Source organism: Pseudomonas sp. NFX71 (genome assembly GCF_048079215.1).
Classification (GTDB): Bacteria; Pseudomonadota; Gammaproteobacteria; order Pseudomonadales; family Pseudomonadaceae; genus Aquipseudomonas; species Aquipseudomonas fluorescens_B.
The window spans coordinates 5,574,954-5,588,174 of record NZ_CP182230.1 but is presented as its reverse complement, the minus strand read 5'-3'; the positions used below and the strand labels follow the sequence as shown (position 1 = coordinate 5,588,174).

7 protein-coding genes are annotated in these 13,221 nt (G+C 58.8%); 3 read left to right on the top strand and 4 right to left on the bottom strand.

Going from position 1 to position 13,221, the window contains the following annotated elements:
* Positions 1-40 precede the first annotated feature (40 nt).
* Positions 41-5,845 (top strand): hypothetical protein, encoded by a 5,805-nt coding sequence (locus ACM1ZW_RS26015; RefSeq protein ID WP_416739656.1) that lies wholly within the window; start codon positions 41-43, stop codon positions 5,843-5,845.
* A gap of 62 nt (positions 5,846-5,907) precedes the next feature.
* On the opposite strand, the gene efeO (ACM1ZW_RS26010) is transcribed toward ACM1ZW_RS26015, so the two are convergent.
* From efeO (ACM1ZW_RS26010) to efeU, 4 genes are read right to left on the bottom strand one after another with little or no spacing between them, the layout of a single operon-like run.
* A complete protein-coding gene (gene efeO / locus ACM1ZW_RS26010) occupies positions 5,908-6,732 on the bottom strand; it encodes an iron uptake system protein EfeO (protein WP_017339060.1) in 825 nt (274 codons plus the stop codon).
* Between the two features lie 23 nt (positions 6,733-6,755).
* Positions 6,756-8,054: an iron uptake transporter deferrochelatase/peroxidase subunit gene (efeB, locus tag ACM1ZW_RS26005; protein WP_416739655.1), complete on the bottom strand. Its 1,299-nt coding sequence runs from the start codon at positions 8,052-8,054 to the stop codon at positions 6,756-6,758.
* A 17-nt stretch (positions 8,055-8,071) separates the two neighbouring features.
* Positions 8,072-9,271 carry an iron uptake system protein EfeO gene (gene efeO / locus ACM1ZW_RS26000; protein WP_416739654.1) on the bottom strand — a complete coding sequence of 400 codons (1,200 nt, stop codon included), beginning with the start codon at positions 9,269-9,271 and terminating at the stop codon, positions 8,072-8,074.
* Positions 9,272-9,279: 8 nt separating this feature from the next.
* Positions 9,280-10,119 (bottom strand): iron uptake transporter permease EfeU, encoded by an 840-nt coding sequence (efeU, locus tag ACM1ZW_RS25995; protein WP_017339057.1) that lies wholly within the window; start codon positions 10,117-10,119, stop codon positions 9,280-9,282.
* 235 nt (positions 10,120-10,354) lie between these two features.
* Here efeU and ACM1ZW_RS25990 point away from each other — a divergent pair, with 235 nt between their 5' ends.
* Positions 10,355-11,371, top strand: a complete 1,017-nt coding sequence (locus tag ACM1ZW_RS25990) for an AraC family transcriptional regulator (protein ID WP_416739653.1) — start codon at positions 10,355-10,357, stop codon at positions 11,369-11,371.
* 185 nt (positions 11,372-11,556) lie between these two features.
* Positions 11,557-13,221, top strand: a complete 1,665-nt coding sequence (locus ACM1ZW_RS25985; RefSeq protein ID WP_416739652.1) for an AMP-binding protein — start codon at positions 11,557-11,559, stop codon at positions 13,219-13,221.

The window sequence follows — 13,221 nt, the reverse complement described above, 5'->3', positions numbered from 1 at the left end:
CTAGCGTGCCGCCGTGACCTCATGAAACAAGAGATTTCCAATGCCCGCTCCGTGTGGCCCTTCCAATGCAACGCCTTCTGCATTCTCCTTCCGTTCAGGCAATGACACGCCTGATTCGACCCGGGTCAGCAAGCAACTCCTCAAAGCGCAAAACATCCCCACACGCACGATGTTCCCCGGAGCCAGATTTCCGGTGTTCGATTCATCGTTCTCAGCAGAGTTGAACGACCTTTATCCTCCGGTGTATCGCAAGGGGGATGGGTATCCTGGCGAACTGGTCTTCGATCAAATGTCGCTTGAGAAAACCTGGGCTTCCTTGAGAAAGCACTTGAAGACACAGCGGCTTTCGGAACAGGAGGTGCTTGATGTTTTGAAAAGCGGCCTTTTGCAAACCGATGTGGGTCGTTCGATGGCTGACTTGTTCGTGGAGGCGATGATGCGTTCGATTCAGCCCAAAGGCGACCTGACCGTCGAGCGACTGCGTGCCATTGTCGAGGTCATCTGCCATTTGCCGCCTGAGCGCTGGGGGGAGGTATTCGGCGAACGTCTCGAATTGTTCGCAAGCGCCAACCCCGACAGTGTCCTCGGATTTATACAGTTACACAGGAATTCATCGCGACATCAATTAGACGAGCTGATCGCCAATGGTGAGTTGTTGTCGGATCTTCAGTGGCAATGCCTGCGCACCACCGTCAGGGACTGCCGGTCGTCAATCAGGCCATGGCGTGAGGGGCGAATCGAAAGCACGCTGACCAAGCTGGAAGAGTTTTTGACTGTCCGGCCATCACCCGCAGAGACCAGATTTTTATTGGGCGAATTTCTGCAACGCCTGGATGAGACCACTCAACGTGAGCGTTTCCCGGACCGGCACAAACGGGCAGTCCAGGCGCTCTGGCAAAACATCGAGCTGAAGTCTGTGCCGCCATTGTTCAACGAGTGGACAGACCCTGCGTGGCTGACGGCCGGCGTACAGCATTGGGTCAATCGGGCGAATTCGGCACTCAATACACTGGGCGCGTTGCCCGTGATGGATTTGGGTAAAGCATTGTTCAATGGTGCGAAGTCGGCAGGCAAAACTGCGGCAACGGGGGTGTGGGCTAGTGCGTCGACGGCAGTGTCGACGGCGATTATCGCGTTTCAGGAGGAAGCTAAACGGGGCGGCGTTTCTGTCAATAGCGAAGCTGGAAAAGCACTCGCAGACACCGGGCAGGAGGATGGCTTTTCACTGCTCTCGGCGTTGGAAGCAATTAATCAGAATGCTGACTTCTTCAAACATATCGATGTCCGTGGAACACCTGTACCGCAAGGGGGGTGGGCCAAACTGTTGTATGTGCTGAATGCCGTCGACAATGCCCGGCAGCTGAAGGTCCCCGTGGCCGGGCGGCCCGTTCTCCCTGGCCGGCCCGCTCAGCAGGCGCAACCGCCAGTGCAATATGAAAGCGGGAGCCCATCATCCGTTTCGCCACAGATTAATGTGACTGTCGCAAACGCCGCAGTCCTAGGCCAACCCTTCAATGTCCCCCAGCCTGTGCGTTTGGACGGTACACGGCCCCGCCCACATGCACAGGAAAATGTGGCATCACTCTATGTCGGAGCATTTGAGCAAGCCGAACGGTTTGCCCGGCACATCGACGAATTACTTACGCAATCCATGCATTTGCTGACCGGCTGGCACCCCGTCGAAGCAGTCGAGCAGACTGAACTTGTCCCGCTGCGCACCCTGTTTGGAGCGCTTCCAGACCTGCTCAAACCCTTCCTCCCTCATGAGTCGGAACCTGTAGCCAACCCGGACAGTCCTTACGCGCCGACAGTCGAACCGCTGGAACAACAGCAGCGTTTCATCGATACGTTGTACTCCGATCTTGGCGTATGGCTTCAGACAGTCGGCAGTTACCTGTCCGCGATGGGTGTGTCGACGTTGAACTCCGTGACGGGTACTGCCCGGCAGCACCCACGCGCCGCCGCAACGATCGCGATGGCCACAATTTATGCGGCTGTCCATGAATTCCACAAACTCCGGGCCGGAGCAATTATCGGTGGTCCACACTTTATCCAGGAACAAGACGCCGGACTGCGTGGCGACATCTTGAATGAAGTGGAAACCGCCCTGAGCGCAATGCCATCGGTTGACGAGGCTATCAGGGCGCGAATCGCCGACTCGACTTTTGAGGATCCTCACGAGGATCCCCGATTGGTGAACGATGTTGCCGGCTTGTTGCTGCAGCCGGTGCCATGGAACCAGAGCATTAGCAGCGCTGAATTGATCCTCGAGGTCGCCGAACACCCCCGGGATGACTATTTCAAGCACCACGATCTTGCTCCACTCATTGATGAGGGCACGACAGAGCCAGAACGTACACAACGATCAAAACGGGCCGCCGAGTGGGTGTTGGAGACGTTGAATGATCCGGGCGCGCTCTCCACCGCGGATCATCAGCTGCACAGTGACGTCCTTACAGTGCTGGAGTCCAATCGGAACACCCCAGTGGTGATCCCTGCGGGGACGCTGATCCACTCATCGGTCGAACTGTACAAGCAAGCCGTGAACGACAACGCGCTTCTGGAGTTCTTCACTGCCAAAGGCCTGGCCTTGCCAACGCTGCGCATCCATCACGACCGGGTGACAGGGTCCATCACCAAAAACGGCCTGACCACCCTCCACGAATTCGGGCTGTGGGATCATTCGGGGTGGTGGCCGGCGGCAAAATCACTGTTGCCGATCCTGAAATTGCTCGACCCCGGCGATTTCGGGTTGTGTCATTTGAGTTCGGACTCCAACGCCATTCCTCGCGATACTGTGCTCGGGTTTTACGGGGTAAACCCGCCATCCCGGACAGTGAGCGCACAACAAATCGCCAGCCAATTGAAAACTTCGGCGTGGCCCGCGTTCTCTACCGCTAAAAAGGCGCGCCTGGAAAAAGCGATCGAACAGGTCGAACAGATTGCTGACGTTGCCAAGGAGTGCGCACTGTTGGTCACTGCCCTCGAACGGGTGGTAAAGGACAAGGCCGATAGCGCGCCCGTTACCTTGTCGGAAACCATGGCTGGTTTTGTCAGCAGACCACTTGAGCAGGCAAGCCAGGAAATACGCCGTCACCTGCATGATTTACTGGCGTTGCCAGCGATGATCGAACTTTGCCAGGCTCTGAAAATCGACTGCAGCCTATTCCCTGTCAGGCTCGCTGAGCGAAAAATCCAAGTGTTCTCCGAGGGGATCTGGGTTGATCTGACTGGCGCTGTGAACGCACGGCCTGCGTTAAAGGCGGCGCTCGACAAGTTGTTTGAGCAGGCCAGAACATCCGGCGGCGCACTGTACTCCAGTACGTCTGCTGACCTGCTGCAAGTCATCCGTTTCAGAGGCTTTGATGCGCCCAAAAATGTCGCAGAGGTGCGTAACATCATTGGTTGGCTGAACACGTCAATGCCGCCATCCCCACCGTTAGGCAACTATGGGGCAGACTGGCCGTTGGCTAATACTGCGCCTGTCACGCTATCAAACGCTGAAAAGACTCAGATTATTGAGTTGTCCAAAGTACTTCTGGACGGATCGCCGTCAATCTTCCACGCGTTGGGTACTTATCCGCTCACCGGCACCTCAGTCGAACAGCGGCGAAACAATGCCCACCATTTGCTCGCTGAGATTTTCGACACGTATGGTGCCGACGCTTGGGGACAGCAATTGGTCAAAAAACTCAATTGGTACGGAGCCACCGAAGGGCAAACGGCTTCCATGGAGCACTGCCAGCAGCTCCTGTGCACGGCGATAAAACTGAGCGTTGATCCCGACGCGCCTGGCAAGTCCGGAAACATTGCCGGTTACGATGTTTATCAGCCCGGCAACAGAGGGCGTGAACTGGGTGCGATACGTGCCGATATCGAAAATCATTTGATTAGTGACAAGGGTGTCAGCGCGCTGACTGCACCACTGGTGGCGCACTTGTTCCTGGCCGAGGTTGCCCCGGAGTTCCTCGTGCCTGGCGGTAGCAACGTGCACATGGGAACGGTCAACTGGATGACGTTGCGCCTGGGCGTTGCCATCGTGGAAGCAACGAATCAGGGCTGTTCCCGTGCGATGCCCGCCGACCAGCTCATGGCGCTTGCAGTGCTTGATCCAGCCACCGAAGAAAGCCGCCTGTTGTTTCAGAGCGCCGGTGTCGACATCTTAGTGGCATGGGGTGTCATGAACGGCGTTATTCGACAGAGGCACACGTCTTCCTATTCCCCCGGGGATTATGAATACGCCGCCAAAATGTTCGCCAGGCAGCGCACTGACATTGCCAAGGCATTGCAGACCTTTTCCCGGCCGCTGCAAACGCGCAGGGACATGGCAATCATTGAGTTACGCAAGGTATTTCCGGATGCCAGTGATCACGAAATAGGGGCGATGAAACTCTGGTCAAAATTATTGGGTGCCAGCTGGAACCTCCAGGCCGCCAAAGGGACCACCCACGATCTGGTCGAGGTGTACATGGCCGGTGACTTGACCCCTGAAAATTGGTGGCAACCCAGCCGGATGGGGATGACGGAAGGGGTGTGGGAAACCAGAATCCAGGCACTACCAGACCTCGACACGCTTTTAACGTCTTCCGTGGACGGCTATTTCGCCGGATTTTCTGAAGCGTTTATCGCTCCAACCCAACTGCTGTTCGCCGAACTGCCTTTGCAAGACCGCCAATGTATTGAGCTGGGGACCATCGAACTGTTCACCTTGCGAGAAGAAACCGGGAGGATAAAAGAGGATGAAACACGCGAGCTTCAGGCGGCGGCTCGGGGGGGATATGGCACGCTGATACGCTGTGAGCACGGTGGAAAAATCAGCTACTTCGAAGTGTTCCCGGCGCAGATGAAAATCATCAAGCGTTCGGACCTGCCCGATGTGCTGCCGCTGAATGGCGTGATGACAGTCGAAAAAGTCAAAGTCAGTAAAGGTTCTCCAGTCAATGCAGTCGTTCAGCGAGGCGCTGAGTTGCCCTTCGATTTTCTGGCATATACAACAGGGGCCGCACCGCGAACCCATGTCAAATCACCCAAGTTGATCATCGAGAAATTGGGTGACAGCTTTGCCGCTACGCCGCTGGTGGGTTACGCAGATGAAACAATATACGTCCCCAATAGTTACTTCTCGCCCAAGCTGGCGAGGATCATCAATGCGGTGATCAACGATAATTTTCTGCAGGGGCAAAAGGCGGTTCTGCTGGATCGCGCCAAAGGACTCACACCCCGGGACAAGCAGAAGCAATTCTGGGAAAACCTGAAAGGCTTTGCACTGCAGCTGATTCCCTTCGTCGGCTGTGTGAGCGATTTGAGCACCGGGACGCGCATGGGCTTGATCAATGGCGTGTTTGGGTGTTTTTCCGATGCTGTTTCAAGCCTGTCCGGATTGCTCGGTGGAGTGAGTACGGCAGTGGGCGTGGTCAAGTCTGTTTCACCGGTCAAGGTGAAGGCTTTTGAGTTAATGAAAATCAGCGCGGGTTCAGTCCATTCGGTCATCAACCCGTTGAGCGGATTGCCTGATCTCCTCTCGGGCACTGCAAGAGGCATGCGGCGCTTTGGTCAAATGCTGACCAGTCGTGTATTCGATATCACTCAAAACGGCCTCGGTCGCCTGCAAACCGGCCTCAATCAAGTCAGGGGCTTTTTCGGAGGAGCCGCCGGGGCGGCGGGGAAAAAAATGTCGGGTTGGGTGGATGCTGATCACGCGCTCATGCAAGGCATTCACCGAGGCACTAACACCACGGCCATTCATCAGAACAACAAATGGTATGGCGTGGACAATAGCGGTAGGCCTTTCGGGCCTGCACTTGTGGGTTTCATCCCTCTGGATCTAAAACTTCAGCAGCGCTGACCCCGCCTGGACGGCTTCGCGAGCAAGCCTTGCCCGCGAAGCGTCCTTCAAAGGGTTGAAACTCAGTTCAGCCCCAATTTCCCACGCAACGTCGACAAGTCCTCAGCCAATGTATTCACCGGCCCAACCAGCGCTTTACGGTCGCTGTCCTTCACTTTGTCGTAAGTCTCAAAACCCCCATCCCTGGTCTTGTATTTGGCCAATGTCTTGTTCACCGTTGCAAAGTTCTTGTCGACCTTGGCCATGAACACCGCGTCCTGCTTCTCGATCTGCGGACGGAACAGGTCGACGATTTTCTTCGCGCCGTCGATGTTGCCCTGGAAGTCGTAAAGATCGGTGTGGCTGTAGCGATCTTCCTCGCCGGAGATCTTGGTCGCCGCGACTTCTTCCAACAACGCCGCTGCGCCACCCACCACTTTCTCGGGCGGGAAGGTCAGGCCGGCCACGCGGGTTTGCAAGTCTTTGACATCCTTGTTCAAGCCATCAGCCAATTGTCCGAGACCCTTGGTGCTTTTCTCGGAGAACAGCGAATACTCGATGCGGTGGAAACCGGTGAAGTCTTCGGCCTTCACGCCTTTTTCGTGATCGTCGACACGGGAGTCGATGGACGCGTCCAGGTCACTGAACAGTTCGGCGATCGGCTCGATGGACTCGTAGTAAACCCGGGTCGGCGCATAGAGTTTTTGCGCGGTGGCAAGGTCGCCTTTCTTCACGGCGTCGGTGAATTTCTGAGTGTGGCTGGCCAGTTCGTCCAATTGTTCAGTGACGTAGATCTTGTAGTCCGAGATCGGCCCCACCAGTTCCAGCGGCGCCGTCGCCGCGAAAGCCGAAAGCGGGGTGTTGAGCAAACCAAGGGTCAGCAGTAACGCGAGGGGCGACTTTTTCATGGGACGGTTCCGTATGGGGGTGGTTATGCGGTTGTTTTTGGGGAGGCAGCGTCAAGCAGTGAGCGACCGATGAAATCCTGGTCGCCCGTCACACCCGGCAAGGTGAAGAAGTATCCCCCGCCGACCGGCTTGAGGTATTCCTCGAGCGGTTCACCGTTGAGTCGGGTTTGCACAGTGATAAAGCCTTTTTCCAGATCGGCCTGGTAGCAGATGAACAGCAATCCCATGTCCAGCTGACCGTTCTTGTTCACGCCGTTGGAGTAGTTGAACGGCCGGCGCAGGATCAGGTTGGCCTGGCTCGCGGCGGTGCGCGGGTTGGCCAGGCGGATATGGGCGTCAAGCTTGGTCAGCTTGCCTTCCAGGTCCTTGCCGTAATCCGGGACCTCGGTTTCATGAGCGCCACCCATGGGTGCGCCTGTGCTTTTGATTCGTCCGAGGATGCTTTCCTGTTCCTGCAACGGTGTGCGGTCCCAGCGTTCGACGAAGTTGCGGATGATCCGCACCGCTTGATAGCTGCCATTGGCAGCCCAGGCCGGTTCGTCGTTGCCGGGCTGGACCCAGACGATGCTGTCCATGGCCTTGGCGTCGTTGGAGTCGGGGTTGGCCGAGCCGTCGCGAAAGCCCAGAAAGTTGCGCGCGCTCTGTGCCGGCACCCCCGGTTTCGCGGGAGCCTGCGGCGGTACGCTGCCTTCCTGTTTCCAACGCACCAGCAGCAGGTCCGGCAGGTTCTTCACGATATCGCGCAGTGCATGGATGTTGGTGTCGGCGGTGTTGGCGCAGAACTGCAGGCTCAGGTCGCCGTGGCAGCAATCGGCCTCCAGCGCATCGTTGGGAAAGCCAACCATGCGGATCAGCCGTTTCGGTTTGGCGTTCGCCAGGCCGAAGCGCTCATCGAACAACGATTCGCCGACCGACACGGTGATGGTGAGGTTATCCGGCGTCACCACCGGGCCGAGAATGCCTGAATCCACCGGCGGCAGTTTCGGATCGACCTGCGCCACCGGGCCGCCGTGCATCAGGAACGCGATGCGCTCATTGAGCGTGCGGAACAGCCGCTCCAGGTCCTCGCGGTCGCTGGCCAACACATCAAACGACACCAGCATGCCGGACGCCGGTCGAGGGGTGACGATGCCGCTCTGGTGCTGGCCATGGAAATCGTGGCGGTCCTCGGTCTTGTCGCTGCTCGGCGCTTCGGTGACTTGCGCGGGGCTGGCGGCCAGGGCCGGGCAGCTCAAGGCTGAACCGGCCAGGGCCACGCCGGCGACGCCCATGCCCATCAATACCCGGCGCCGCTGAAGGTTGAATTGCTCTGAATCGTTCATCTGAAGTTCGTCTTCTGCTATAGGCCGGAAAGGCCGAGGGCGGGATCGATGCCGTCGAGTGCGTCGGCCAGCGCCTTGGCCTTGTCGGCGATCTGTTTACGCTGTTCGGCGCTGACGCTGTCGTAGCTCGCGTAGCCTTTCTCGACCTTGAAGCCGTCAAGTTCTGCATCGAGGCTGGCGATGGCGTTGTCGAGAGTGGGCAGCAGTTCGGCGGCGGACTTGGTCAGCAGCGGACGCAACAGGTCGACGACTTTGCGGGCAGCAAAGAGGTTGCCGGCGAAACCGTTCAAGTCGGTGTGGCTGTAGCGTTCTTCTTCACCGCTGCTCGCGCGCACTTCGCCCAGGTTGTTGAGGTTGCGCACCACGATGCTGACCAGCTGTTCCGGCGGTAGCGATTGGGCGAGCAGTTGTTGTTTGAGCGTGGTGACGTCGGTCAGCAACCGTTGAGCCACCGGTGTCAGGCCGTCGAGGGTGCGTTGCTGGAACAGCGCATATTCGAGGCGATGGAAACCGCTGAAACCCGGATCCTGCTCGCGTTTTTCAAAGTAATCGGCACGGGCGTTGATCGTGTTGTCGAGTTCGGCGAGGCGCTGTGCGGCCGGGGCGATGCGCTGATACGCGGTGCGGGCCGGGACATACAACGCTTGCGCCTGGCTCAGGTCGCCGGCTTCGATGGCTTGCTCTAGCGCTGTGACGGCTTTGATCAGCGCGGTGCTTTGGCTGCTCAGGTAAACGCGGAACTCCGACAGCGGCCCGACGAAAGCGACCATCGACGGTTTGGCTTTGGCCGCGGCATCGGAAGCGGTGGTAGGCGTCACATGCAGCGTGCCGCGCGGGTTGCTCAGCAGGCCGCAAGTGATCGCGTAATCGCCGGGCATCAGGTTGGCGTTGATCACCTGGCTCAGGCCGGGGGCGATGTTTTCCCGTTCTTCGACCACCAGCACGCCATCGAGGATTTCCCACTCAACGGCGCGGTCCGAGTGGTTGACGATGCGGAAACTGGCGCGACCGGCCGGCACCGTCAATGCATTCGGCTCGCAGCTGTGCGGGTGAATGGTCACCAGCACTTCATCATGGTTGGCCTGACGTTTGGCCGCAGCCATTTTTGAGGCGTAGTAGAACAGGCCGCCGGCGGCGATCATCACGATCACCGAACCGGCCACCGCCCAGCGCAAGGCACGGGGAGGGGAGGCCACTGGAGGAGTAGGCGTTGACATGTAGGCCCTTACTGACTGGAAACGGAAGAAGCGTGTTTAGCGGGTGCAGGCGCGGGGAGAAAAAACATCACCAGCGCCAGCACCAGATAGATCAGGTAGGCACCCAGGGTGCTGACAGTCGGTGCATCCTGATACCCGAACATGCCGGCCAGCACTGACCCCAGCGGGCCATCCATCGGCAGCGTGGCGCTGAAATCGAACAGCACGGTTTGCAGGTGATTCCAGACCCCGGCTTCATGCAGCGCCTGCACCGAGTTGGCGAGAATGCCGGCGGCCACCACGAGGATGAACAGGCCGGTCCAGCGGAAGAACGCGCCGAGGTTCAGGCGCATGCTGCCGGTGTAGATCAGGAAACCGACGATGATCGCCAGGATCAGGCCGAGCAGGGCACCGATCGGTGCGGCCGGCCCTTCGCTCTGCTGGAACACCGCGAGCAGGAAGAACACCGTTTCCAGGCCTTCCCGGGCGACGGCAAAAAACACCATGGCGATCAGCGCTGTCACTTGATGCCTGGAGCCGGTCAACGCATGATCGAGGGAGACGTGCAGCGAATGCTTGATCGAACGCGCCACCTTGCGCATCCAGAACACCATGGAACTGAGAATGCCGACGGCGACCAGGCCGACCACGCCTTCGAACAGTTCCTGTTGTTTCTGCGGGAATTCGGCACTGACCAACTCCAGGCCACCGCCCACCAGCAGGGCCAGCGCGGCGGCGAGAAACACGCCGATCCATACGGCAGGCATCCATTGACCGCGACCGGTTTGCTTGAGGTAGCTGGCGATGATGCCAACGATCAATGCGGCCTCAATGCCTTCGCGCAGCATGATCAGAAAAGGGACAAGCATTCGGCACCGTCTGGGAATTAGATAGGGTGCTAATTTGTAACATAATGACACTCATTACCAAATGGCAATCATTGGCATTAACCTGAACCTAAGCTGAACAGATCAAAAGATCGCAGCCTTCGGCAGCTCCTACAGGTAATGCATACCAAATGCAGGCGCTGCCGAAGGCTGCGATCTTTTGATCTTATCGGGCTAATATGCGCACCATTCATAAAAACAGGGCACACCCCGCTCAATGTCGGAAAAAGACACCATCTCCATTCAACTGGTGCGTGAAGCGCTGTTGCAAAGTTGCGCCCCCGGCGCCTCCACCGACGAGGTGTTGAACAAGGTCGGCATCGATCCGGGGCTGCTCGAATCGACCACAGCCCGCGTGCCGGCCACCGCGTACGCACGGCTTTGGCGCTTGCTGGCGCGGCGTCGGGACGATGAATTTTTTGGCATGGACCCGCGCAAGCTCAAATCCGGCAGTCTGGCGTTTCTGTGCCGCTGTTCCATGGTCCAGCCGAGCCTCGCTGCCGGCCTGACCTCGGGGCTGGGGTTTCTGTCGTTGATGCTCGAACACCTGCCCGCGCAGCTGGTTCGCCAGCAAAGCCTCGCAGAGATCGTGCTGCTGGAAGACGACCAGGCCCCGCGTCGCGCCTTTACCTATTTCACCTACTGGATGATCGTTCACGGCGTTGCCTGTTGGCTGGCGGGGCGACGGATTCCGATTCTGGCCATCGAGTTGCGCTGCCCGCAGCCGGATTTCTGTGACGACTATCAGGTGATGTTTTCCGAGAACCTGCGTTTCGACCGGCCGCGCACCCGGATGATTTTCTCGGCCGACTGCCTGGATTTGCCGATCAAACGCAGCGCCGAAGAACTCAAGCGATTCCTGGCCCATGCGCCGGCCAATATTCTGGTCAAGTACCGCGACCCGGAGAGCCTGGCAAGCCGGATCAAGCACGATTTGCGGCAGTTGCCCGCCGAACAGTGGCCAGAGACCGAACCTCTGGCGCAACAACTGTGCATGTCGGCCTCGACCTTGCGTCGGCGACTGGCGGAAGAGGGGCAGACGTATCAGGGGCTCAAGGACAGCGTGCGCAAGGAACTGGCCATTGTCTGGCTGGCTGAACCGAGTATCAGCTTCGCCGAGATCGCTACGCGGTTGGGGTTTGCCGATGCGAGTTCGTTCTATAAGGCTTTTCGCAAGTGGTCGGGGTCGAATCCGGGGCATTACCGGAGTTTGATTCTGAACGAGGCCGACTGATCCGGATTTTGTAGTGATCGTGCCCGCGATGGCGGCCGCCCAGGCGCCGCATTCCTCAATTCTTGGCCAAACCAGTCAGACAACTTGATAGCTTTGACCATTGCCCCACCCCCCGCGCAGAGCGAGTATTTCCCTGTTGGTTACGGTTCCCCCCAGCCTAATAAAAATACAGAGGGATTCTGGCAATGCGCGATTACTTGTCTGCCACGTCACAGTTCAATTATCAGCACACCGTCGATACCGCACTCGCGGGCGATCTGACGGCCCTCAATGCCTGCGTCGAGTGTTGCGACCGGCATGCGTTGCCAGGCCGCATCGCGCTGTTCTGGGAAGGCCGCGACGGCACCAGCGCCACGTACACGTTCAGCGAGCTGCAGGATAAGGCTGCGCGTTTCGCCAATTTCCTCCTGGCTCAGGGCGTGAAGAAAGGCGACAAGGTCGCCGGCCTGCTGCCGCGCAATATCGAATTATTGATCACCGTGTTCGCCACCTGGCGCATCGGTGCGGTGTATCAGCCGTTGTTCACCGCATTCGGCCCCAAAGCCATCGAGCATCGCCTGAGCAGTTCCGGCGCCAAAGTGGTGGTGACCGACGCGGTCAACCGCTCCAAACTCGCTGAAGTTGCCGACTGCCCGACCATCGTCACCGTCGGTGGCGCGAAAGGCCAGGGCATTGTCCGCGGCGATTTCAGTTTCTGGGCCGAACTGGCCAACTATTCCCCCGAGTGCGAGCCGGTGCTGCTGACCGGTGAAGAGCCGTTCCTGCTGATGTTCACCTCGGGCACCACCGGTCCGTCGAAGGCGTTGTCCGTGCCGCTCAAGGCCATCGTCGCCTTTCAGAGCTACACCCGTGACGCCGTGGACTTGCGCCCGGAAGATGCATTCTGGAACGTCGCCGATCCGGGCTGGGCCTACGGCATCTATTTTGGTGTGACCGGGCCGATGTCGATGGGGCATCCGATCACCTTTTACGATGGCCCGTTCACCCTCGAAAGCACCTGCCGGGTGATCAACAAATACGAGATCACCAACCTCACCGGGTCGCCGACGGCATATCGTTTGCTGATCGCCGGTGGCGACGAGTTCGCCAAATCGATCAAGGGCAAATTGCGCATCGTCAGCAGTGCCGGCGAGCCGTTGAACCCGGAAGTGATTCGCTGGTTCGCCGACAACCTCGGCGTGGTGATTCATGACCATTACGGCCAGACCGAATTGGGCATGGTCCTGTGCAACCACCACGGTCTCGAACATCCGATTCACCTGGGCGCCGCCGGTTTTGCCTCGCCAGGCCACCGCATCGTGGTGCTCGACGACGAGTACCAGGAGCTGGGCGTCGGCCAGCCGGGCATCCTGGCCATCGACCGCACTCAGTCGCCGATGTGCTGGTTTGCCGGTTACGAAGGCGCGCCCACCAAGGCCTTCGTTGGCAACTATTACCTGAGTGGCGACACCGTCGAGTGGAACCCGGACGGCAGCATCAGCTTCGTCGGCCGCAGTGATGACGTGATCACCACCTCCGGCTACCGCGTCGGGCCGTTCGACGTGGAAAGCGCGTTGATCGAACACCCGGCCGTGGTCGAAGCGGCGGTGGTGGGCAAGCCCGATCCGGAGCGCACCGAGCTGGTCAAAGCGTTCGTCGTGCTCAGCGCGCAATACCGCGCCGCCCCCGAATTGGCCGAAGAGCTGCGCCAACATGTGCGCAAGCGTCTGGCCGCGCACTCGTACCCCCGTGAAATCGAATTTGTCAGCGAGTTGCCGAAAACCCCAAGCGGCAAATTGCAGCGCTTTATCTTGCGCAACCAGGAAATCGCCAAGGCTCAAGAGGCCGCGGCGAAGAACGCTTCAGCTTGA